At 62.2% G+C, this 22904-nt stretch carries 20 protein-coding genes and 4 pseudogenes; 3 read left to right on the top strand and 21 right to left on the bottom strand.

Annotation, left to right across the window (positions count from 1 at the left end; all coding sequences use genetic code 11):
* Positions 1–124: 124 nt before the first annotated feature.
* The 12 genes and pseudogenes from JCM12178_RS11505 to JCM12178_RS11450 all read right to left on the bottom strand — a co-directional run bounded on the left by JCM12178_RS11505 (position 125) and on the right by JCM12178_RS11450 (position 10926).
* On the bottom strand, positions 125–511 hold the full coding sequence (locus JCM12178_RS11505) for a ferritin-like domain-containing protein (RefSeq protein ID WP_083465891.1): 387 nt from the start codon (positions 509–511) through the stop codon (positions 125–127).
* Positions 512–1099: 588 nt separating this feature from the next.
* Positions 1100–1936, bottom strand: coding sequence for an FAD/NAD(P)-binding protein (locus JCM12178_RS11495; protein WP_054651513.1), 837 nt, complete (start codon positions 1934–1936; stop codon positions 1100–1102).
* Between the two features lie 3 nt (positions 1937–1939).
* Positions 1940–2779 (bottom strand): 4Fe-4S dicluster domain-containing protein, encoded by an 840-nt coding sequence (locus JCM12178_RS11490; protein ID WP_245628739.1) that lies wholly within the window; start codon positions 2777–2779, stop codon positions 1940–1942.
* Positions 2779–2979, bottom strand: coding sequence for a hypothetical protein (locus JCM12178_RS19755; protein WP_245628738.1), 201 nt, complete (start codon positions 2977–2979; stop codon positions 2779–2781). The genes JCM12178_RS11490 and JCM12178_RS19755 overlap by 1 nt, the downstream gene beginning before the upstream one ends.
* Positions 2980–3936 carry a 4Fe-4S dicluster domain-containing protein gene (locus JCM12178_RS11485; RefSeq protein ID WP_054651511.1) on the bottom strand — a complete coding sequence of 319 codons (957 nt, stop codon included), beginning with the start codon at positions 3934–3936 and terminating at the stop codon, positions 2980–2982. It lies immediately after the preceding gene.
* 13 nt (positions 3937–3949) lie between these two features.
* Complete coding sequence (locus tag JCM12178_RS11480; RefSeq protein WP_054651509.1) at positions 3950–4405, bottom strand: hydrogenase iron-sulfur subunit; 456 nt, start codon at positions 4403–4405, stop codon at positions 3950–3952.
* Complete coding sequence (locus JCM12178_RS11475; protein WP_054651507.1) at positions 4372–6354, bottom strand: CoB--CoM heterodisulfide reductase iron-sulfur subunit A family protein; 1983 nt, start codon at positions 6352–6354, stop codon at positions 4372–4374. The genes JCM12178_RS11480 and JCM12178_RS11475 overlap by 34 nt, the downstream gene beginning before the upstream one ends.
* Positions 6355–7235 (bottom strand): annotated as a pseudogene (locus JCM12178_RS11470) (CoB--CoM heterodisulfide reductase iron-sulfur subunit B family protein).
* On the bottom strand, positions 7232–7798 hold the full coding sequence (locus JCM12178_RS11465; protein ID WP_054651505.1) for a 4Fe-4S dicluster domain-containing protein: 567 nt from the start codon (positions 7796–7798) through the stop codon (positions 7232–7234). Before JCM12178_RS11465 ends, JCM12178_RS11470 begins: the two are co-directional and overlap by 4 nt.
* Positions 7799–8013: 215 nt before the next feature.
* A complete protein-coding gene (locus JCM12178_RS11460) occupies positions 8014–8706 on the bottom strand; it encodes a hypothetical protein (protein WP_054651503.1) in 693 nt (230 codons plus the stop codon).
* Positions 8707–8721: 15 nt separating this feature from the next.
* Positions 8722–10152, bottom strand: a complete 1431-nt coding sequence (locus JCM12178_RS11455; protein ID WP_054651501.1) for a MotA/TolQ/ExbB proton channel family protein — start codon at positions 10150–10152, stop codon at positions 8722–8724.
* 66 nt (positions 10153–10218) lie between these two features.
* Positions 10219–10926: an SIR2 family NAD-dependent protein deacylase gene (locus JCM12178_RS11450; RefSeq protein ID WP_245628737.1), complete on the bottom strand. Its 708-nt coding sequence runs from the start codon at positions 10924–10926 to the stop codon at positions 10219–10221.
* A gap of 137 nt (positions 10927–11063) precedes the next feature.
* On the opposite strand from JCM12178_RS11450, the pseudogene icd reads away from it, so the two are divergent.
* The 3 genes and pseudogenes from icd to JCM12178_RS17825 all read left to right on the top strand — a co-directional run bounded on the left by icd (position 11064) and on the right by JCM12178_RS17825 (position 13551).
* Positions 11064–12217 (top strand): annotated as a pseudogene (icd, locus tag JCM12178_RS11445) (NADP-dependent isocitrate dehydrogenase).
* A gap of 54 nt (positions 12218–12271) precedes the next feature.
* Entirely contained in the window at positions 12272–12904 is a 633-nt protein-coding gene (locus JCM12178_RS11440) for a LysE family translocator (RefSeq protein WP_157054890.1), read from the top strand.
* 59 nt (positions 12905–12963) lie between these two features.
* Positions 12964–13551 (top strand): hypothetical protein, encoded by a 588-nt coding sequence (locus JCM12178_RS17825; RefSeq protein WP_174888042.1) that lies wholly within the window; start codon positions 12964–12966, stop codon positions 13549–13551.
* On the opposite strand, the gene JCM12178_RS11435 is transcribed toward JCM12178_RS17825, so the two are convergent.
* The 9 genes and pseudogenes from JCM12178_RS11435 to JCM12178_RS11400 form a co-directional block, all read right to left on the bottom strand.
* Positions 13466–14536: a TRAP transporter substrate-binding protein gene (locus JCM12178_RS11435; protein WP_157054889.1), complete on the bottom strand. Its 1071-nt coding sequence runs from the start codon at positions 14534–14536 to the stop codon at positions 13466–13468. The two genes, JCM12178_RS17825 and JCM12178_RS11435, sit on opposite strands and share 86 nt — an antisense overlap.
* Before the next feature lie 36 nt (positions 14537–14572).
* On the bottom strand, positions 14573–15883 hold the full coding sequence (locus JCM12178_RS11430; RefSeq protein ID WP_369404517.1) for a radical SAM protein: 1311 nt from the start codon (positions 15881–15883) through the stop codon (positions 14573–14575).
* Positions 15814–16077 carry a hypothetical protein gene (locus tag JCM12178_RS20990; protein ID WP_369404518.1) on the bottom strand — a complete coding sequence of 88 codons (264 nt, stop codon included), beginning with the start codon at positions 16075–16077 and terminating at the stop codon, positions 15814–15816. The genes JCM12178_RS11430 and JCM12178_RS20990 overlap by 70 nt, the downstream gene beginning before the upstream one ends.
* Before the next feature lie 240 nt (positions 16078–16317).
* A pseudogene (gene ftsZ, locus JCM12178_RS11425) lies at positions 16318–17591 on the bottom strand (cell division protein FtsZ).
* Positions 17592–17612: 21 nt separating this feature from the next.
* Positions 17613–18848: a cell division protein FtsA gene (gene ftsA / locus JCM12178_RS11420; protein WP_054651495.1), complete on the bottom strand. Its 1236-nt coding sequence runs from the start codon at positions 18846–18848 to the stop codon at positions 17613–17615.
* Between the two features lie 43 nt (positions 18849–18891).
* Complete coding sequence (locus JCM12178_RS11415) at positions 18892–19716, bottom strand: cell division protein FtsQ/DivIB (protein ID WP_054651493.1); 825 nt, start codon at positions 19714–19716, stop codon at positions 18892–18894.
* Positions 19713–20591, bottom strand: coding sequence for a UDP-N-acetylmuramate dehydrogenase (gene murB, locus JCM12178_RS11410; protein ID WP_054651491.1), 879 nt, complete (start codon positions 20589–20591; stop codon positions 19713–19715). The genes JCM12178_RS11415 and murB overlap by 4 nt, the downstream gene beginning before the upstream one ends.
* Before the next feature lie 7 nt (positions 20592–20598).
* Positions 20599–21974 (bottom strand): annotated as a pseudogene (murC, locus tag JCM12178_RS11405) (UDP-N-acetylmuramate--L-alanine ligase).
* 66 nt (positions 21975–22040) lie between these two features.
* Positions 22041–22904, bottom strand: an 864-nt coding sequence (locus tag JCM12178_RS11400) for a UDP-N-acetylglucosamine--N-acetylmuramyl-(pentapeptide) pyrophosphoryl-undecaprenol N-acetylglucosamine transferase (protein ID WP_054651489.1), incomplete at its 5' end; no start/stop codon positions are given.

Genomic DNA, 22904 nt, shown 5'->3' with positions numbered 1-22904 from the left:
CCGCCGCGTAGCGTAAGCGGAGCGGCGGCCCGCGCTCTGAAACGGGAAAACACGCTGGGGGTCAAGGGGTTATAGCCCCTTGCGGGTGCAGGGCAGCGCCCTGCCCGCCGGAGGCATCTCGCTGCTAGAGCATTGCCGCGAGTTTTCTGAGGTGCGAGCGTTCTTCGTTGACGCAGGCCTGCACGTGTTCTTTTTCGTTGTCGGGCACCATTTTTTCCATTTCGGTGAAGAAGAGGATGGTGTCGCGTTCGAATTTCATGGCGAAGCGCAGGGCGTCTTCGTCGGTTTCGAGCTTGTCTTGCAGGGAGTCTCCCCACTTGCCGCCGAGCAGGATGTGGGTGTTGATGAGGTCGGTGATGTAGCGTTGGTATTCTTCGGTGTCGCTCCATGCGGGCAGCTGGATGTCGCCGAGGTTGCCGAGCATGTCCGCGAAGAGGGTTTTGTGTTTGCTTTCCTCGTTCATGAGGTATTCGAAGATGTTTTTGGCGGCCTGATCCTGCGCGCGGTCCATGAGTTTTTTTGTACATGGCTTCGCCCTTGGTTTCGATTTCGATTGCCGCGTTGACTATCTCATTGGCCTTGAAAAAATGTGCCACAATATTGCTCCTTGTCTGTTTGTCAGCGTATCAAACTACAATTTTACACCACACCAGCATTACTCTCAATGGAATCCGCAATGCTTGCGATTCTTCAGAGCCGTGGGCGTGTGCCTTCGGCGGGCAGGGCGCTGCCCTGCACCCGATCAAGGGTCATAACCCTTGATAATCCCCATCTGCCTTCCGGCTCTCACCCCGCAACAAGGCCCTGGTTTTCACTTATCAAACTTCACTCAGCCAAGGTCTGCATTCCTTCACGTCTTCTCCTACCATCACACTCAGCCTCTTGCCCATCAATCGCGTGCCCTCGAAGCCACCCCGCCAAACTGCAAACCAGCGTAACAGGTACGCCGTTCTGTGCGGTGCAGTTTGGCAAGCCAACACGTTTTGGAGATTCTCAAGAACCTTTTGGAAAAAGGTTCTTGAGCCCCCGGAGGGCCGCCGGAGGCAAAAAAAGGGGCCGAAAATCGGCCCCTTCCATACAATAATATCACATTGAACCATTACAGTTCGTTGGGCAGTTCCTTGAGCTCGGCGTAGGTGAATACGGGTCCGTCAGCGCAGACGTATTTCGTGCCGATGTTGCAGCGTCCGCAGAGTCCGACGCCGCATTTCATGCGTTTTTCAAGGGTAGTGACGATGTTTTCGTGTGCGAAACCGAGTTCTTCGAGGGCTTGCACGGTGAATTTGATCATGATGGGCGGTCCGCAGGTGACGGCCACGGCGTTTTCGGACGAGGGTTTCATGTCCAGCAGTACGTGGGGGATGAGTCCGACGCGGTGCGGCCAGGAGTCGTCGGCGCCGTCTGCGGTGAGCACGAGTTCCATGTCGTCGCGGGCCATCCAGTCGTCGAGATCTTCCTTGTAGCAGAAGTCTGCGGGCGAGCGGGAGCCGTAGAGGACGGAGATTTTGCCGTAGTCGTCGCGGTTGTCGAGCATGTAGAGCAGCAGAGTGCGCAGGGGGGCCATGCCGATGCCACCGCCGACGAAGATGATGTCTTTGCCTTTCATGGCTTCGGCGGGGAAGGCGTTGCCGAGGGGGGCGCGCACGCCGACTTTGTCTCCGGCCTTGAGGCGGTGCAGGGCGGAGGTCACTTCCCCGGCCTGCATGACGCTGAACTGGAGATAGTCCATGCGGGTCGGCGGGGAGTTGATGACGAAGGTGGATTCGCCGGTGCCGAACACCGAGAGCTGACCGACCTGTCCGGGTTCGAAGGTGAAGGCGTTCATTTTGTCTTCATCGTCGAGGCGGACGCGGAAGGTCTTGATATTGGACGTTTCTTCCACCACTTCGAGGATGGTGGCGGTGTCCGGGAGATAGGGATTCTGGCAGTCGCACATGGTCTATCGCTCCTTGACGCGCATGACGATGCGGCGGATGTCCACGGAGTTGGGGCAGCGGGAAACGCAGCGTCCGCAGCCGCAGCAGAGGATGGTTCCGTCGTGGAGGTCCGGGTAGTAGCCGAATTTGTGGCCCACGCGGTTGCGCATGCGGTGCGCCTTGGTGGGGCGCGGGTTATGGCCGCTTGCTTCCTGGGTGTAGTTGTGGCTCATGCAGTTGTCCCAGGTGCGGATGCGTCGGCCCGAGAGCCCGCGGGACTCGTCGGTGATGTTGAAGCAGTAGCAGGTGGGACAGAGGTAGGTGCAGGCCCCGCAGGAGACGCAGGCGGCGGTCATTTCGGTCCAGAAGTCGAGATCGTCGAAGGCTTCCATGATCTTGCCGGGCACGTCGCTGATGTCGGGTGCGTCGCCGAGCTTTTCGCGGGCGGCCTTGGCCACGGCGTCCGCCTCGGCCTTGACGCCTTTCTTCTCGGTGGTTTCGACCAGCGCGAGCATGGCTTCGCCTTCGTCGGACACGGCGCGGGCAGCGTAGCCGCCTTCGACGGGCACGAGCAGCACGTCGGTGCCATCGTCGTCAGCCGGGCCCGAGCCGACCCAGTGACAGAAGCAGGTGTTCATGGGGGCGGTGCAGGCGACGGTCACGAAGCGCGTGTTGTCGCGGCGGGCCTTGTAGTAGGGGTCGGTGACGCGGTCGGTGGCGTAGACGCGGTCGAACATGGCGAAGCCCCGGATGCCGCAGGGCCGTGCGCCGAACACCACGGTTTTTGCGTCGGGCACGGTCTCTTCCAGTTCAAGGCCGAGGGTCTCGGGCTCTTCCGGGGTCTTGACGCGCTTGAAGCGCATCAGGTCCTCGGTCTGGGGGAAAATGGCCTTCTTTGGCGACTCGGCGGCTGCTGGTCGAGCAGGATGTTCGAGGCGTCGTTGACTTCGCCGAAGACGATTGCTTCGCGGTCGCGGACCGGGGCCAGCACGGTGTGGTCGGCGGCGAGCGCCTTGACCCATGCGTCCAGATTCTCTTCGGGCAGGAATACGGTCTTTGCCATTTACCAGCCCCTTTCGTTGATGGTTTCCTCGTCCACCTGGAAGGTGAAGAGCGGCGGCACGGCGGTCGGATCGACGCCGGACTCGTAGTTGAACAGGTCCTTGACGATGGAGCTGAGCTTTTTCTTGAACATGAGCACCGGGATGTCCATGGGGCATGCGCGTTCGCACTCGCCGCATTCGGTACAGCGTCCGGCAAGGTGCATGGCGTGGATCAGCTGGAACATCCATTTGTTGCGGATGTCGGTTTCCTGCGAGAGCCAGTGCGGGTCGCGGGAGTCGCCGATGCAGTGGTCGCGGCAGACGCAGAGCGGGCAGGCGTTGCGGCATGCGTAGCAGCGGATGCAGCGGTCCATCTCGCCCACCCAGAAGTCGAAGCGTTCCTCGACGGGCGTGTCTTCGAAGGCCTTGATGCGGTCGTACTGGACGGCTTCGTCGCCGTGGGGTTCCACGGGCTTTCCGGCCAGATGATCGAATTCGAGGGGGTTGGGGTACTTGCAGGAATCACATTTGGTGGCCTGCAGGTCCTTGAGGTCCTTCTCCACGGTCTCATCGCCGCTGGTGATGCGGACGGTGTCGCCGTCAACGTCGAGGGCGCTGACGCGGGTGAGGTCCACGGCGGCCTTGAGCTTGGCCTTGTCGAGCACGCCGGTGCAGGGCAGGCCGAAGATGACCACGGACTCGCGGTCGATGAGTTTTTCCTGAATGAGCTGCACCACGGTGCGGGAGTCGCAGCCCTTGACCACCACGCCGACCTTCTTCCCGGCGAGGCCGGTCAGGAAGGAGGCGAGGTTGTGCACGCAGGTGGCGTCGAAGATCAGGCGGTCGATGTCCGCCTCTTCCTTTATGTGAAAGGGCGTTGCGTGAAACGGGTCGAAGCCGCGTTCCCAGCCGATCACGAGGTCGAGATCGGGCAGCGCCTTTCTGATCTGTTCTTTGAGGGTATCCAGTCGGGACATGCTTTCCTCCCGGTCATCCGAGGTTGGCGGCCTTGAGCCGTTCGGCCGCGTCCGCAATGACGGGCGCGGGTCCGAGCGTATGGATGCGCTCGGTGAATTTGGTGACCACTTCCTGCCACTTCTGGCCTTCGGAGGCCGAAACCCAGGTGTACTCGAAGCGTTCCGGGTCGATGCCCGTGACGGGCAGGAACTGCTTGAGCACTTCGAGGCGGCGTCTGGCGTAGAAGTTGCCTTCGGAGTAGTGGCAGTCGCGCGGGTGGCACCCGGAGACGAGCACGCCATCGGCACCCGAAAGCAGGGCCTTGATCACGAAGAGCGGGTCCATGCGTCCGGTGCAGGGCAGGCGCACGATTCTGAGGTCGGTCGGCTGGTCGAAACGGGCCACGCCCGCGGTGTCCGCGCCGCCGTACGAGCACCAGTTACAGAGAAACCCGACTATGCGTAGTTCTCGTCCATCCATGACAGGCATAAGGCGTCCACCTCGGCGAGTATCTGGTTATCGGTAAAGTGCTTGAGCTGAATGGCCCCGTGCGGGCAGGTGACGGAGCAGATGCCGCAGCCCTGACACACGGTGTCGATGACTTCGGCCTTGGTCGAGCCGTCGCGGGCCTCGATCTCCTTGATCGCCCCGAAGGGACAGGTGCGAACGCACTTGAGGCAGCCCACGCAGCGGCGCTGGTTGACTTCGGCCACGGCGGGGTCGGACTCGAGCATGTCCTTGGCGAAGAGGGCCAGCACCTTGGCCGCGGCCGCGCTGCCCTGTCCCACCGAGGAGGGGATGTCCTTGGGACCCTGGCAGGACCCGGCGAGGAAAACCCCGGCGGTGTTGGTCTCCACCGGGCGGAGCTTGGGGTGCCCTTCAAGGAAGAATCCGTATTTGTCGTAGGAGATGCGCAGTTTTTCCGCCAGTTGCGGAGCGCCGGTCTCGGCTTCCGCGCCCACGGCCAGCACCACGAGGTCCGCGTCCACTTCCATCTGGGTTCCGGCCAGCGTGTCCGCGCCGCGGACCATCAGCTTGCCGTCCTTGGGGTAGACCATGGAAACACGGCCACGCACGTAGCGGGCGCCGTATTCCTCCATGGCCCGGCGGGTGAACTCGTCATAGAGTTTTCCGGGCGCGCGGATGTCCATGTAGAAGACGTAGCTCTGGGAGTCGGGCAGGTGGTCCTTGGTCAGGATGGCCTGCTTGGCGGTGTACATGCAGCAGAATCCGGAGCAGTAGGGCCGGTCGATGGATTTGTCGCGCGAGCCCACGCACTGGATGAAGACGATGTTCTTCGGCTCCTCGCCGTTGGAGGGGCGCTTGATGTGCCCGCCGGTGGGGCCGGATGCCGAGAGCATGCGCTCGTACTGCAGCGAGGTGACAACGTCCGGGTAGCGGCCGCCGCCGTACTGTTCGAGGCGGGTGTGGTCGAACAGGGAGTAGCCGGTGGCGGCGATGACCGCGCCGACCTTGACGGTCTTCAGCTCGTCCTGCTGTTCGTAGTTGACCGCGCCCGTGGGGCAGACCTTGGCGCAGACGCCGCATTTGCCCTTGGTGAACTTGATGCAGTATTCGGGATCGATGGCCGCCTTCTTGGGGATGGCCTGCGGGAAGGGGATGTTGATGGCCGTGGTCTGGCCCACCCCTTCGTTGAATTTGTCGAGCGCCTTCTTGCTGGGGCACTTCGCGGAGCACAGGCCACAGCCGGTGCAGAGGTCGTTGTTTACATAGGTGGCCTTCCTGCGGATGGTCACCTCGAAGTTGCCCACGTACCCGTTCACCTCGTCCACCTCCGAGGAGGTCATGAGCGTGATGTTGGGGTGCTGGGCCACGTCGACCATCTTGGGGCCGAGGATGCAGGTGGAGCAGTCCACGGTGGGGAAGGTCTTGTCCAGCTTGGCCATCTTGCCGCCGATGCTGGATTCGCGCTCCACGAGGATCACGTCGAGGCCGCCGTCGGCACAGTCCAGCGCGGCCTGAATTCCTGCCACGCCGCCGCCGACCACCAGCACGGTCTTGTCGATCTCGAAGGTCTTTGGCACCAGCGGCTGGTTGCGCCGCAGCTTCTCCACGGCCATGTGCACCAGCTCGGTGCTCTTGAAGGTGTTCTTTTCCTTGTCCTTGCCGATCCACGAGACGTGCTCGCGGATGTTGGCCATCTCCAGCATGTAGCGGTTCAGCCCGGCCTTTTCGATGGCCCGGCGGAAGGTGTTCTCGTGCATGCGGGGCGAGCAGGACGCCACCACGACGCCGTCGAGCCTGTGCTCGCGCACGGCGTCCTGAATGGCCTTCTGGCCCGGTTCGGAGCAGGTATAGACTTCGTCCGTGGCGTAAACCACGTCCGGGAACATCTTGGATGCTTCGGCAACGCTGACAACGTCGACGGTGCCTGCGATGTTGCTGCCGCAGTGGCAGACGAATACGCCGATTCTCATTTATTCCCCTCCCTCCAGCTTTTTGAGCAGCGGACGGGGATCCACCGCGTGCAGGTCCATGCCCAGCTTTTCCGGGGCGATGCCCAGCGCCAGCCCGATGACCTGCGTGATGTAGAGCACCGGGATGTTGAAGCCCTTGCGCTCCTTGCGGTTCACCTGCTGCTGCCTGAGGTCGAGGTTCATGTGGCAGAGCGGGCAGGCCGTGACCACGCGTCCGCGCCGCAGTCCTCCACCGCGTCAAGCAGGCGTCCGGTGAGGCGGGCCGTAATGTCGGAGCGGGGCACGCCGTAGGCCGCGCCGCAGCATTCCACCTTGAGGGGGAACGGTGCGGCTTCCGCGCCGAGGGCTTCCACGATGCGGTCCATGGCCACCGGGTTCTCGTGGTGGTCGAAACGCATGATCTCCGGCGGGCGGTTCATGATGCAGCCGTAATAGGGGGCGAAGCTCAGCCCCTTGAGGCTGGTGACGGCGCGTGCCTTGAGCGCTTCCACGCCGTAGTCCTCGTAGATGATCTGGAGGACCGACTTGGTGGTCACGCCGCCGCTGTATGGCTTGTCGAGCAGTTCGTTGGCTTCGGCGCGGAATTCGCGGTCGGCCATGCGGTGCTCGGCGACTTTCAGGTTGGTCAGGCAGCTCGGGCAGGGGGTGGTGACGCTCTTGTGGCCCATGGCGGAAACCAGTTCGAGGTTCCGGGCCGAGAGCGCGGCGGAGAGCTTGTGGTCCACGGTGTGGGCCGGGGTGGAGCCGCAGCAGCTCCAGTCGTCGATCTCCACAAGCTCGATGCCGAGGCCGTTCAGGCACTCGCGGGTACACATGTCGTACTCGCGGGCCGAGCCTTCCTGCGAACAGCCGGGATAGTACGGAATCTTCATCAGGCTCATTTCCCGGCCTCCTCGCGCTGCAGGTGGCGGCGGAAGATGCGGGTGATCTCCTCGCGCCCCTTGATTTCATGCGGCCTGAACTCCAGCTTGCCCATGGAAAGGGCCTTGGGCGCAAGGTCCGCCCCGGTCCAGAAGCGGCCTGTCTTCAGGTTGTAGTTGGCGGCAACGCCCACTTCGAAGACGCGGCCGTGCCGTTTCACGGATTCGAGGAAACCGTCGTAGAAAGTTTTGACATTTTTGACACTTGCGTGTCCTTCGCGCCGCGCCATGTGCCGGAGCACGTCCATGATGAGCGCCACGTCGATTCCCTGCGGGCATCGGGTGGTGCAGGACTCGCACGTTGCGCACAGCCAGAGGGACTTGGACTTGAGAATCCTCTCCTTCTGCCCGGCCTGCAACAGGCGCATGATCTGGTTCACGGGGATGTCGTAGGCAAAGGTGTACGGACATCCCGCGGTACAGTTGCCGCACTGGTAGCACTGCGCCGGGTCCTGACCGGACTCCTGCTTCACCGCTTCAATGAAGCTGGCGTCGCATCCCTTGTTCATTGTGAGTATTTCCATATGAAAACTCCATCGCTTCCGGCTGGATGCGGAGTGGTTCCGTGTTATTCAGCCCATAAAAATGGCCGCCAACGTACCCCGAAGAGGCGCTATTGTCCACATCGGAGGTTGAGATTGATTAAAACACGTAAAACAAAAAGTGAAAAGGGTGAATTTTTCGATATGCGAAAAAAGTGGGGATAATTGTTCCCGGATGGTGGGGGCTTGCAAAAATGTCATTCTGCGGAGGGTGGCGACTTGGCTGCGCGGATAAACTGGACGTCTATCCGGCGGTAGCGTGCTTCGGCTTCGTCCGGGAGCTTGCGGTTGAGGCACCAGGGCACCCCGTCGTCCATGTTCAGGCCAGCCTCGATCTCGGAGCGACCCTCGATGAGGATGATGTCCCGGTTGCTGTTGAACCAGTTCCGCGTAGCCTTGTCCTTGCATTCGAGGCAGCTCTGGAACAGCTCGAGTGCGCGCAGTGCGGAGAATCGCGCGTTGACGCCAAAGTCCTTGTCGAACTCGTCGCTGAACTCCGTGTATTCTTTGGACTGGTTCCGATGCATCCCGTACTTGGTTTTGCATGAGGCGTGGCCTATGAGCGCGACCTTGCTGGCATCGTGCATGTCAAAGCGCCGCACTATCTCTTTGCAAACGGCGGTCATGTTGCCCTCGGGCAGATACTTGCCGTTGCCGATCATTTTGGCGCTGTAGCTGATCTTGAGCAGTCCTTCCTCGGCCACCACGCCCGGCGGGAGATCCTTTTTCGCCTCGGCGTGCTCCTCTTTGATCGGACTGCCGCCCCCGACCCTGATGGGCTGGGTGCCGTTGTCCGAGGCCGACCCGGCGGTGTCGGCTGGAGCAAGGGCCACAGTGAGGCTCACCCCGACGAAAACGAAAAACGCCGCGAGGCGCCGAAGAGGTCGCACAGCGATATCCAGTGTTCATCGCCCGCTTTCATCGGCCTCTCCGAATTGGTTGAGGAACGTTTCTATGCGGCGGGACACGCCGTTGATCGAGGCGGCGAGGTGCCCGAGGTTGTTGGGGTCATAGCCGTGCGGGTGGTTGGTCGCCCGTTCACCGGCGATCTTCTTGAGCGCACGATTCTGCTGTTCCACGGTCTTGGCTATGTATCCGGTCATATTTCCTATGTCGCTCGCCGCCTTGCCGAGCCCCTTCAGGGATTCGTTCCATTTTGCCGAGGTGTTGGATGCCTCCCTGAACTGTTCCGCATAGTTACTTAGTCTGGTGACAGCTTCACCGAGCTTGGCGGCATGCTTTGCATATTCCGCATCCGTAGTCCGCATGCTGTTGACAAGCTGATGGGTGAGCGCGATCTGTTCTTCGAAAAGCCCGGCTGCCTCCCTGTAGGCGTTTTTTGCTTCCGTGGCTGCCTGAAAGGAGATGGTCGCCGTGTCGGTGTTTGCGCCCCGGATAACTTCGGCAGCTTCTTTGATGGATGATTCCAGAGTGGTGCTGGCGTTGTGCATCGCTTTCTGAATGAGTTCGGCCTGGCTGCGCTGAGCTTCAAGATTGTGCTTGTGCATCGTATCAAGGTCTTCCTTGATGCGGTCGACCTGACTTTTAAAGTTGGTGCAAAACTTGTCCATGGCATTCCTGACCTCGACTTTCACGGCGCGTGAGACACGATAGGACGGGAAGCTTGCGGCAGAATGGATGGCTCTGCGTATTTCTTCAGTCTGATCTTTTGTGGTCTTGTCGAGTTCTCTTAGGGTGGAGACCACATCGTGCACCAGTTCAGACCTTCGGGAGAAAAAGCCCTTGGAGAGCTTGAGAATCAGAGCCCATGAGATGCCGAAAACGCTGGACCAGAAGGCCACGGACAGGGAAAGCATCAACTCGGTCAGGTCCGTGTCCTTTCCATGGAAGTTGGCGGTACCGAGCGCGAGCCCGACAAAGGTGCCGAGGATTCCCAGCGAGGTGAGCAGGGTCCCTGCGTGTGAAGAGAGGTATTCTATGTATTTGGGAGGACCTACCTGAGTGCGGCCAGTGCTGTTGTTTTTAATTTCTTCCAGTTTTTCGGGCATATGTGCCCAGTCCATAATCAGCACATGCGTGGCAAGAGTGGTGGTCAGGCCGACGAAGCAGGCCGTGGCCAACAGTCCTGCTTTTCTGAAAGAGAACAGGCTGCCCAAGTTGGAGAGGAATTCGACAAAGGATTGCGGGCCTATACCCAGAACAAGATGCTGTGCATAGGCAACGGCAATGGATATGGGGATGAAAAACACGACGAAGTGGGCGAAGTTGGTCCATTTGAGCATGGCCGTGTTGCGGACGACACCGGCAATCCCGTCCCCAGCCCGTTTTGGCAGCCTCTTGCACCAGCCGATAAAATTCGTCTTATTGTTTTTCATGATAGGCTCGTCTATCTAAAAACGAATTTTATGTCCATACGTTGATAACGTGTTTTTGAATGCAGCCTATGGGATGAGTTTGTCGAGTATGTCCGCGGCCTTGCCTTGCAGGGAGAAGTCCACGAGGCCGGAGTTGGGGGTGGGGTCGAGGTTTATTTCGACGGTGACCGCGCCGTGTCTTTTGGCGAGGTCGGCCAGTGACGCGGCGGGCTGGACAATGCCGGAAGTGCCGACGGTCATGAATATGTCGGCATGGGCTGCGGCCTCGACGCAGGAGTGCAGGGTGCCGGGCTCCAGCTGTTCGCCGAACCAGACCACGTCGGGTCGGAGCAGGTCGCCACAGGACGGGCATTTGGGCAGTTCCGGCAGTTCGGAGTAGTCTTCGGCAAGATAGGTGCAGCGGGTGCACTTCACGCGCCAGATGTTGCCGTGCATCTCGATGACGTTGTGGCTCCCGGCCATGTGGTGCAGGCCGTCCACATTCTGGGTCATGAGCAGCATTGACGAGGCGTGGGCCTCCAGAGCGGCCAGCGCGTGGTGGGCGCGGTTGGGTTTGCATTTCGAGAGCAGCGAGCGCCGCCAGTTGTAGAATTCCCAGACGAGGTGCGGCTCGCGCGAGAATGTCTCCGGGTGGGCCAGTTCCTCGGCCCGGTGGTTCTTCCAGAGGCCGTCCTCGCCCCGGAACGTCGGGACGCCGGACTCTGCGGATACCCCCGCGCCCGTGAGCACGGCGATCCGTTCCGCGCCGTCCACCAGTGCCATGACTGTTTGCATGCTTGCGATCATCCCGGCACGCTACAGTACCCCCATTTTCAAATCAATCGACATTTTTCCGAAGACTTGCCAACGAAAGTGTTCGCGAGTATGGTGCACTTCTCTTTTTTGTCAAAAAGTCATTCTTTTAATAGCCTATGGAGGTCGTGTTGACGAAGCGCACCGTATATTACATTGAAGGAGACGGCATTGGGCCGGAAGTCTGGGCTGCTGCCTTGCCCGTGCTGGATGCCGCGGTTGCCAAGGCCTACGGTGGGGAGAAGACCCTTGAGTGGGTAGAGCTGCTGGCCGGGGAAAAGGCGTATGCCGAGACCGGCGAGTATCTGCCCCAAGCCACCATGGACGCCCTCGGCAAGGCCGAACTCGCCATGAAAGGCCCGCTGGGAACCCCGGTGGGCAAGGGCTTCCGCAGCCTCAACGTCACCATGCGTCAGGTGTTCGACCTCTACGCCTGCATTCGTCCCATCCGTCATTTCGAGGGTATTGAGTCCCCGGTCAAGCGGCCGGACCTCGTGGACATCGTTGTTTTCCGTGAGAATACCGAGGACGTCTACGCGGGCATCGAATACGCTTCCGGCACTCCTGAAGCCAAAAAGCTCATCGCGTTCCTGCGCGACGAGCTGGGCGCGGACGTGATCTCGCCGCAGGCGTGGGCATCAAGCCCATGACCGAGGCGGGCAGCAAGCGGCTGGTGCGCCGGGCCATCGAGTTCGCGCAGAAGGAAGGTCGTGACTCCGTGACCCTCGTGCACAAGGGCAACATCATGAAGACCACCGAAGGCGCGTTCCGGGCCTGGGGCTACGAAGTGGCCGAGCAGGAGTTCGCCGGAACCTGCGTCAAGGAAGGCGAGGAAGGCGCGGTTGTGGTCAAGGACCGCATTGCGGACGCCATGTTCCAGGAGTGCCTGATGCGCCCGGAACAGTATTCCGTGGTGGCAACCACCAACCTGAACGGCGATTACATTTCCGATGCGCTGGCCGCGCAGGTCGGCGGACTCGGCCTAGCGCCGGGCGTGAACATGGGCGACAAGCTTGCCATGTTCGAGGCCACCCACGGCACCGCCCCGACCATCGCGGGCAAGGACATGGCCAACCCCGGCAGCCTTATCCTGTCCGGAGCCATGCTGCTCGACCACGCCGGATACGAAGAGGCCGCCGCGCTGGTGCGCTCGTCCGTGGAAAAAGCGCTGGCCGCGCGTCGCGTCACCGTGGACCTCGCCTCCCAGATTCCCGGTGCCGAGCAGGTCGGCTGCAAGGAATTCGGCGAGATTCTGCTTGCAGGCATCGCCTAGACGAACAAACTCCGGCCGCCGCGCGGGGTTTTCCGTGCGGCGGCCTTTTCCCTCATGATCGACATCACGCAACTCTCCATATTCGCAGGTTCCGTGTTCCTGCTGGCCCTGACGCCCGGGCCGGATATCCTCTATGTGCTGGCCAGAGGGCTGGCGCAGGGCCGTAAGGCCGGGCTGTGTGCCGCCGCCGGGTTCAATCTCGGCGTCATCGTGCATACCCTGTTCGCCGCGCTCGGCATCTCTGCCGTACTGGCCGCCTCGGCAACCGCGTTCATGGTCATCAAGTTCGCCGGAGCCGCCTATCTGATCTACATAGGCATAATGATGCTTCGTGCATCCGGTGCTTCCGGCGCGATCAACGGCGACAGGCGCAGAATCCCTCTCGGCGTGATTTTTCGCCAGTCCATCGTGGCGAATGTCCTCAACCCCAAGGTCGCCCTCTTTTTTCTTGCCTTCCTCCCCCAGTTCACCGACCCGGACAAAGGACCCGTGGCCGTGCAGATGCTCGTCCTCGGCGGGGTGTTCATGCTGGTCTCGTTCTGCGTGTTCGCTGCGGTGGCGCTCTTCAGCGGCGTAGTGGGCAACAGATTGCGCCGTAGCCCAAAGGTGGAGCGTGGGCTGAACATGGGCGCGGGCGGCCTGTTGGTTGGGCTCGGTCTGACGCTTGCCTTTTCCGACGTCCGCTGACCGACTTTTCTTGACTGGACGGGCGACTGTGGTTAGGCGGTTTTTAGGAAGACCCCATCATGCAGCGCACGTCGAACAACGCACTCATACGCTATATTCTCGCCGCACCGTGGCCGCACGCCACGGCGTTTGTTTCCGTGTGCATTGCGGCATGCCTCACGCTATGGGCCTTTGTGCTGGAAACTCGGGGAGAGATGGAGGCAGGGGGCCTGCTCTGCCTGTGGGCCGTGTTCTGGTTGCTGGTGGCGTTCTTCGCCGGAGCTGACGGCATTTCGCGCAACCGCGAGTACCGGCGGCTTCGGGCCATGTTCCTGCGCTACGGCTTTCATGAGCGGATTCTCGCGGCCGTGGCTCGCTCCCGCTGCCAGCGGGATGCGGCCATTCGCGCGGCCAGCGATGCAGGCTACCGCATGCAGGCAAAGGCGTTCTTCCGATCGCTTGGGTACCGCTGGTACCACATCCTCCCGGACGTGGTGGTTCGCAATCCGTTCGTGTTTCTGAGTCCGCGCTTCCTGCGCACGTCCTTCATGCCCGGCAAGCAGGGCGCTCCGGGCGGGACGGCTAGCGCATCATGTCGAAGTAGCCGACGCTCTCCACCATCCCCCAGTCAACCCAGCGGGCGAGAAACCGCTTGTAGTCCTCGTTGATGGTGCGTGCCATGACGTCCTTTCCTGCCTCGGCTTCAAGAACCTGCTCAGAGGTGCGGTGAAATACTTCGATGATCTCTCTGGGGAAGGAGATGACCTCGACAGTGCCCCCGCTTCGGATTTCGTAGAGCGCCTCGGCGTTCTTGGCGGAAAGCTCCGCGATCATGTACTGCGTGACCCACTGGGCCGCAGCCTTGACCACGGCCTGAAGGTCGGGCGGAAGCTGGGCAAAGGACGCCGCGTTGATGCCGAGTTCGAGGATTCCTGACGGTTCGTGCCAGCCCGGGTAGTAGTAATAGGGCGCGAGGTTATCGAGCCCCATGCGCTTGTCCAGATGCGGACCGACCCAGTCGGCGGCGTTGATGGTGCCGTCCTTCATGGCCGTGTATATCTTGCTCAGGGGCAGCGAGAAGACTGTGGCCCCGAGTCGGGAGTACACTCTTCCGGCCAGACCGGGGATGCGTATGCGCAGATTGGCAATGTCTTCCAGAGTCTCGACCCTGTCCTTGAACCAGCCGCCCATCTGGGAGCCGGTGGTTCCCATGGGGTAGGGGATCAGGTTGTGCTTGCGATAGAGGTCGGCCCAGAGCTTCATGCCGTTGCCGCTGAACAGCCACGAGAGACATCCCTGCGTGTTCAGGCCGAAGGGAACCGAAGAAAACCACTGGCATCCCGGTACTTTTTCCGCCCAGTAATAGGATGAACTGTGGAAGCAGTCTATGTCGCCCCTTGAGGCGGCTTCAAATACGGCAAAGCCGCTCATCAGCTCGTCGGCGGCAAATACTTCAATGTTGAACTGTCCGTTGGTGAGGTCTGCGACCTTGCGGGCGAAGAGTTCCGCACCGTCCTGAAGGATTGGCATCCCCGCGGGCCATGAAGTGGCCATGCGCCAGTTCACGCGGCGGCGGTGTTCAAGCTCGGGTGTACGGGAGCATCCGGTCAGGGCAAGTGCCCCGGCTCCTGTGAGGAATTTTCTTCTGTCCATGACGGGCACGATAGCCTCATCCGGCTCAAAAGGCCATTAGACTTCCTGAATCTTGGAAAATTCGTGGACGCCGCAGGCGCGGCAGGTTTCGCATCCGGTGCCGGGGCAACCGGGAGTGACAGAGGACTTGAGCGCGTGATGCCACTCGCGAAGCAGGAAGGCCCGTTTGACGCCGATGTCGATGCATTCCCAAGGAAAGGTCTCATCATCGGCGCGTGTGCGGTCGAGATAGTATTCTGGGTCGCCGTCCCAGCGTTTGAGCGCCTTTTTCCAGCCACCATGCCGGGCTGCCAGCATGATGAACCCGGCGACGGATTCGTCACCTCGCGCAAGAAGGCCCTGTAGGCGTGCCTGAAACGGGTTGTCGTGCGTCAGCGCCACGCCCCTGTGCGGCTTGACGATCTTTTTGAGTTGCCTGAGACGTCGTGAAAGCTGTTCCTCGGTAGCCATGGGTGCCCACTGGAACGGGGTCCACGGCTTCGGCACAAGGCAGCTTGCGCCCATGGTGATGCGCATGAAGGACTTCTTCCTTCCGCCCGGCTCTTCGGACCTGATGCGTACCATCTTCTCCAGAAATCCGGAGAGCTCCTCATAATCCTCATCAGTCTCGCCGGGCCAGCCGGTGATGAGGTAGGTCTTGAGGTGATTGACGCCGTACCGGGCGCAGAGCCTGACGGCGTTCAGGAAATCATCGGGGTCGAGCTTTTTGCTGGCCATGTTGCGGATGCGCTCGCTTGCGCCTTCCAGTGCCAGCGTGATGGTCCTGATCCCGCACTGACGAAGGAATATCAGCAACTCTTCGGTTATGCCGTCCGCCCGCATGGAGGAGAGGGAGAACTTGGTGCCGCGCTCCTTCAGCCATTTGAGGAAAGGCAGCAGGTCGGGCCAGTCCGTGAGCGCGGTGCCCACGAGGCCCACTTTCAGCGGGTTCGAGTGCTCCACCACTTCCTTCATGGTGTCGATGTCTGCATGTCTGGGGGGACGGTAGATGTACCCGGCCGCGCAGAACCTGCAACCGTAAGGGCAACCCCGGTTCACCTCCAGCAGCAGGGTGTCCTTGAACGTAGCCGTAGGGCTGACGAAGCAGGACCACGCGGGGTCTGGCAGGTCCGTTCCCAGGGAAGAGACGACCCGGCGAACCGGTGTCTTGGACAGGCCCGGGACGTAGACGCCCGGCCGGTCCTTGACCATGTTCAGGAAGTCCTGCTTGGAGCCGCCCGCGAAGATGTGCTCGCGCAGGTCCAGCATGAGCTGCACCTGATCGTCATTGGCCTCGCCTACCCAGAAGAGGTCCACGAACGGCGCGATGGGTGCGGGGTTGAGAAACGCAGGGGGCCCTCCCGCCATGACGAGAGGGAAGTCCGGGCGTCCGCCGTTTCCGACGGAACGCCCGAGGCCTCTAGCGTCCTGACGAGGAGGAGGTAATCCTCCTCATACGTCACGCTGAAGGCCAGGACAGGGAATGAGGATAGTGGGTGGGATGCCTCCCTCGACACAGGCTCTCCGCCATCGGGGCCGTGTCCGGACTTGTCCGGGAACACGCGCTCAACCGCAAGATGCGGCTCCTCCGCTAGGAGACGATAAACGGCTTGCCAGCCGAGAGTGGACACTGCCAGTCCCTCGCCGCCGGGCACCACGATGGCCGTGGGCAGCCGACCGCCGTGATCCGGAGCCTGTGGCTCCGCCCGGCCGTAAAACAAGAGTCGCTTTGCGTCAGCTATGGCGAACCCCTCCGCCCGCTAAGGCGCGGTCTGGCAAATTCCTCACGAAGCGTTCCGGCCCTAGTCCGCGTTCTTGCGGATGAAGGCGGGCACGTCGAAGTCGTCCTCCTCGAAGATGAACTCCTCTTCGCCCGGACCGGCAACCGCGCGGCGCGAAACCTGCTGCGCAGGCTCTTCGGCCGTTGCAGCGGCACCGCCCTTGCGGAGGTATGCCGGGATGTTTCTGTTTTCCTCCACAACGCGGCGATGGCCTTCGCGCATCTTGGCACTGCCGGAGGCAGCGGCCTGCTGCTGTCCGCCGCGGGACATGCCGCGGGGTCCGAGCAGCATGAGCTTCTGCTGGTCGGCCTTGGACATCTGCGGCTCGGGCTCTTCCATGGCCTGCTGGATGCCGGTGGCGATGACGGTGATGCGCATTTCGTCGCCCGCGTCCGGGTCGAAGACGGTACCGAAGAAGATTTCGGCGTCCTCGTGCGCTTCCTTGTAAATGATGTCGGCGGCTTCGGAGACCTCGTCGATGAGCATGTCCGGGCCGCAGGTGATGTTGATCAGAACGCCCTTTGCGCCTTCGATGGACACGTCTTCCAGCAGCGGGCTGGTGATGGCCTTCATGGCGGCTTCCTTGGCGCGTCCTTCGCCCGAGGAGATGCCGGTGCCCATGAGCGCCATGCCGGAGCTGGCCATGGCTGCCTTGACGTCCGCGAAGTCGAGGTTGATGAGGCCGTGCACGGTGATGAGGTCCGCGATGCCCTTGACCGCGTAGTAGAGCACTTCGTCGGCCTGCTTGAGCATGTCGGCGAAGGCAGCCTTCTTGGCGGCCAGTTGCAGCAGGCGGTCGTTGGGGATGGTGATGATGGAGTCAACCACCTCGGAGAGCGCCTTGATGCCGTTTTCGGCGGAATCCAGACGGCGGCGGCCTTCAAAGTAGAAGGGCTTGGTCACCACGCCGACGGTGAGCGCGCCCATTTCGCGGGCGACTTCGGCCACGACCGGTGCGGAGCCGGTGCCGGTGCCGCCGCCCATGCCTGCGGTGATGAAGACCATGTCTGCGCCTTCAAGCGAGGCGCGAATCTGGTCCACGGACTCCATGGCGGCCTCACGGCCGATCTCCGGGTTGCGCCCGCGCCGAGACCCTTGGTCAGTTTTTCGCCCATCTGGATCTTGTGATCCGCGAGCGATTTGTGGATGTCCTGCGCGTCGGTGTTCGCAACGATGAACTTCACGCCCTTGAGCGCGGACTGGATCATGTTGTTGACGGCATTTCCGCCGCCGCCTCCGCAGCCGACTACCTTGATTTTGGCGTTGGTGTCGTGTTCGATTTCAAAGTATTCCATTTCTGTCCTCCTTCCCTGTTTTTAGGCGATGTCCGTGAACCACTTGCGCATCCTGCCCAGAATGCGGTCGAATCCCGAGTCGTCGCGGATCTTGAAGGCGCGCTGTCGCGGCCCTGATTCCTCGCCCGCGCCGTGCAGCAGCAGACCGACGGCAGTGGCATACTTCGGACTGTTCACTTCCTCTACGAGTCCGCCGATTCCGGTCGGGTAGCCTATCCGGACCGGCAGGTCGAAAATCTGTTCGGCCAGCTCCTGCATGCCGTCGATGAGGCAGGTTCCTCCGGTGAGGACCACGCCCGCGGCGATCATGTTCTTGAAGCCGGATTTGATGAGTTCCTGATCGACAAGGGCCAGTATTTCCTCGCAGCGCGGCTCGCAGATTTCGGCCAGCACGCGTTTGCTCATGGTGCGCGACTCGCGCCCGCCCACGCTCGGCACCTCGATGATCTCGTCGGTGGTGACGAGGTCGCTCATGGCGCAGCCGTGGCTGAGCTTGATCTTTTCGGCCGCCACCATGGGGGTGCGCAGGCCGTAGGCGATGTCGTTGGTCAGATTGTGCCCGCCCAGCGCCAGCACGCTTGTGTGCTTGATGCTGTCCTTGTTGAAGATGGCGAGGTCCGTGGTGCCGCCACCGATGTCCACCAGCGCCACGCCGATCTCCCGTTCTTCCGGGGAGAGTACGGCCTTGCTGGAGGCGAGGGATTCGAGGACGATGTTGGAAACGTCCAGTCCCGAGCGGTTGCAGCTGCGGATGATGTTCTGCGCCGAAGTCACCGCGCCGGTGACGATGTGCACCTTCACCTCAAGCCGGACGCCCGCCATGCCCAACGGGTCGGCAATGCCGCGCTGGTCGTCCACGATGAACTCCTGCGGCAGGGTGTGCAGCACCTCGCGATCCATGGGGATGGCGATGGCCTTGGCGGCCTCGATGACGCGGTCCACGTCGCGCTGGGTCACTTCGCCGCCCTTGACGGCGATGACGCCGTGGCTGTTGAAGCCCTGAATGTGGCTTCCGGCGATGCCCGCGTACACGGAGCGGATGTCGCATCCGGCCATGAGTTCGGCCTCTTCGAGCGCCTTCTTCACGCATTGCACGGTCTTTTCGATGTTCACCACCACGCCCCGCCGGAGTCCGGTGGAGGGGGAGGTGCCGATGCCGATGATGTCCACGCCGCCGTCGCCGGTTGCCTCGCCGACGACTACGCAGATTTTTGTGGTCCCGACATCAAGGCCGACGATCAGGTCGTTTCTGGCCATGGAAATGTCTCCTTTCTTCCCTGTCTATGTTGTTGCGCGGTCCTCATCCGCGCAGTCTCACCCAAACCTTGTCGCCGGTGGCCTGCACCGATGCGACTTTCGAAAACTCGCCGCGCCGCGCGAGGTCGCGCCATGCGGTGTTGATGCGCTCCAGCTGCGTGTCCCAGCGGTCCATGTCCAGCATGAGCGTGAGGTTGATGCCGTCGAGCTGCGCCTCGATCTGCCTGCTGGGCAGCACGCGAACCCACGCCACCTGCTCCATGCCGAAGGGAGCCTTCCCTGAGCGAACATGCTCCACGAATCCGGCCAGCGCATTGCTGCCGCCGTGGACCGTCCCCGCCTTGCGCAGAAGAGGCAGGGAGGCATGCTCGCCGGGCCGTGCCTCGGCGATGATCGCTCCCTCCGCGTCCGTGAAGTAAAGGTGGCGTTCATGCACGGTCCAGAAGGCCGGTTTCTTTTCGGCCACATCCACGTAGAGTCTGTTGGGCAGCTCGCGGCGCACGGTTGCGGCCGTGACCCACGGGCTGTTGGAAACCAGCCGCTCCACTTCGGAGACGTTCAGATTCACGCTGTTTTTACCCAGCTCAACGTGTCCCAGCTTCAGGACTTCGCCCCGGCTGAGGTGCTCGTTGCCGTTGACCACCACTTCACTCAGGTTGAAGTAGCTGTGCGATGTGACCAGACGGTATCCGTACAGCAGGATGACGCCGAGCACGCCGACCGCTCCGAGAGCGATGAGCGTATACAGGACGTTTCGCACCACGCGGAACGCCCCGGTTCCCGAGGAACGCCTTGGGGCCTTGCGGCGCTTGTTGGATACTTTTCTGCTCATGCGCGGCCTGTTTTTGCCGAGAGTAATGGTGCTCACAGTATGATCACCTCCGTTTCAAGCGTGATGCCGAACTGTTCGGCCACCGCGTTCTTGGCGGCGTTCATCAGTTCCATGGCCTCGTCGGCCGTTCCGCCGCCGAGGTTTTCAAGAAAGTTTGCATGCAGTTTGGAGAACCCGCAGCCGCCGAGCCTGCGGCCCTTGAATCCGGCCTCATCGAGCAGACGCCCGGCGCTGTCGCCTTCCGGGTTCTTGAACACGCATCCGGCTGTCCATGCCGTAACCGGCTGTGTGGCTTTTTTCTTGTCGATGATCGTGCGCATCCGCTTGCGCACTGCGTCCGGGGAGTCCTGTTTCAACGCCATCTCCACTTCCCAGATCAGGCAGCGGCAGGCCTTGCCGGGCGTGAAGTGCCGGTAGCCCCAAATGCAGTCCTCGGCGTCGACCCATTCGAGGCCTTCGCTTGGGGTCCAGAGGCACACGCGGGTGACGACATCCTGCATCTCCGTGCCGTAGGAACCTGCGTTCATTGCCACGGCACCGCCCACGGTGCCGGGAATCCCGGTGAGGTTTTCCATGCCGGTCAGGCCCGCCTTCTGCGCCCAGCCGAGCAGGCCGGGAAGCTTGTGCCCCGCACGGGCGCGGAACACGAGTCCGCGTTCCGTCTGTTCGACACGTTGCGGCGTGATCGGGGAGTCGACGCGAAGCAGGGCCACGTCCGAGACGTCTCCGGCCACGAGCAGGTTGCTGCCCTTGCCGATGACGAACGGGCGCAGAATCTCGCTGCCGAGGAATTTTCCGAGCTCGTCGAAGTCCTCTTCGGAGCGGATCGTCACTTCGCACGCGGCCTCGCCGCCCATCTTCAGGGTGGTGCGCTCGCTGAGCGAAACGTGTCTGCGGATGACCATTGCCATTGGTTCTTTATTCCTCGCCTTCTTCTTCGTTCAGCCAGTTCTCGCCGACGGTCCAGATGGAGCCTGCGCCCTGTGTCATGAACAGTCGCCGGGCGTGAGAATCTTTGGCAGTTCCTTTTGCATGGTGTCGAAATCCGGGAAGAACCGGACCTTGACATCGCTGACCTGCTTGATGCCCTGCGCCAGTGAAAGCCCGTTCACGCCGGGGATGGGCGATTCGGACGCGGGGTAGATTTCGGTGAGCAGGAGCAGGTCGGCCTTTTCAAAGGCTTTGCAGAAGTCGCCGAACAAGGCCTGCGTGCGTGAAAAACGGTGCGGCTGGAAGGCCACCACGAGGCGGCGGTCCGGGTAGCAGGCCTTGGCGGTTTCGAGGTTGGCGACGATCTCTGCCGGGTGGTGCCCGTAATCGTCCACCACCAGAACTCCCTTGCGTTCGCCTTTGCGTTCGAAGCGTCTGCCGACTCCGCCGAAGTTGGAAAGGCCGCGCAGAATGTCTTCCTTGTCCAGACCGGCCTCGATGGCCACGCCGATTGCGCCGAGCGCGTTCAGGACGTTGTGCTTGCCGGGCTGGGCCACGGTGGCTTCGCCCCACGGCTCGCCGTCGAGGGAAACCTTGAACATGCTGCGAAGGTGCGAGGTGATGATCTCGCCGCGCAGCCGGTTGTCCTTACCGAGGCCGTAAGTCATGCAGGGCCGCTTGATAAGGGGCAGCAGGCGTTGCACGCCGGGGTCGTCGCCGCAGACCACGTTCATGCCGTAGAAGGGAATCTTGTTCATGAAGGTGGTGAACGAGTCGTCGATGGCCTTGATGTCGTCGTAGAAATCCATGTGGTCTTCATCCACGTTGGTGACAACGGTGATGATGGGCGGCAGGAACAGGAAGGAGCCGTCCGACTCGTCGGCCTCGGCGATGAGGTGGTCGCCGTCGCCGAGTCGGGCGTTGGCGCCGTAAGTGTTCAGCAGGCCGCCGATGATGACCGTGGGGTCGAGGCCCGCTTCGGTGAAGATGGTCGCCAGAAGGGAGGTCGTGGTGGTCTTGCCGTGGGTTCCGGCCACCGCGATGCCGGTGCGCAGCCGCATGAGTTCGGCCAGCATCTCCGCGCGGGGGATGATGGGCACGCCCAGTTCGCGGGCCTTGACCAGCTCCGGGTTGTCATCGGGGATGGCGGTGGATTTGACCAGCACGTCCACGTCACAGACGTTGTCCTCGCCGTGGCCGATGTAGACCTGCGCGCCGAGCTGCTGCAGGCGGCGAACCGCCGCGCTTGCCGAAAGGTCCGAGCCGGTGACGGTGAAGCCCATGTTGATGAGCACCTCGGCGATGCCGTTCATGCCGGAGCCGCCGATGCCGACCATGTGAATGGTGTTGACCCGCGAACGCATCGCCGGGCAGCTTTCGCCCGAGTAGTGCAGAGTCGGTCCCTGTGCTGCTGCCATATTCTCTCCCGATTATCCGCGACCCGAGGTCATGGCCTCGAGCCCGTTGACGATGTCGCGCGCCGCGTCCGGCCGTGCAAAGGCTGCCGCCTTTCCGGCCATGGCCGAGAGCGTTGCCGCGTCGAACATCGATTCCGTGTTGCTTTCAATCCAGCCGTCGAGCAGTTCGGGCTGGGGGACCACCAGAGTTCCGCCTGCGCGTTCAAGGGCGCGGGCGTTTGCGGTCTGGTGGTCGTGCGTTGCCTGCGGAAAGGGCACCAGAACGGACGGCTTGCCCGCTGCGGCCAGCTCGAAGACCGTGCTCGCCCCGGCCCGGGCCAGAACAAGGTCGGCCCGGCGGTACGCCGCGTTCATGTCTTCAATGAATCCTTTCACGCAGTCGGGGTCGGCTCCTGCTTCGCGGTATGCCTCCCGGACGCGTTCCTCTTCATTCTTCCCCGCCTGATGCAGCAGGGTGACGCCCGCCTTCATGAGCGCGGGCAGTGCGGCGACGACGGCGTCGTTCAGCGGCTTTGCGCCCTGACTGCCGCCAAGCACCAGCAGGTTGCGGCCGTGGTCGCGAGTGGTCTCGCGGGCCGCGAAAATCGTTTCGCGAACCGGGTTGCCGGTCAGCACGGTTTTGGCCTTCGGGAAGGCGTCGGTGTCATCCGCAAAGGACAGAAAGACTTTTTTGACCAGCTTGCCGAGCACCTTGTTGGTGACGCCCGGACGGCTGTTCTGCTCGTGTACCGCCGTAGGGGTTCCCATGAGCCATGCGGCCAGCACCGGGCAGAAGCCCGCGTATCCGCCGAAGCCGATGACCGCTTCCGGCTTGAAGCGGCGCAGCGCGCCCATGGCCCTGGTTACGCCTCCGGCCACCCAGCCGAGTCCGCCGAG

Source organism: Salidesulfovibrio brasiliensis JCM 12178, assembly GCF_001311825.1.
Taxonomy (GTDB): Bacteria; Desulfobacterota; Desulfovibrionia; order Desulfovibrionales; family Desulfovibrionaceae; genus Pseudodesulfovibrio; species Pseudodesulfovibrio brasiliensis.
Note: the sequence above shows the minus strand (reverse complement) of the source record. Positions and strands in the feature narration are given on the sequence as shown.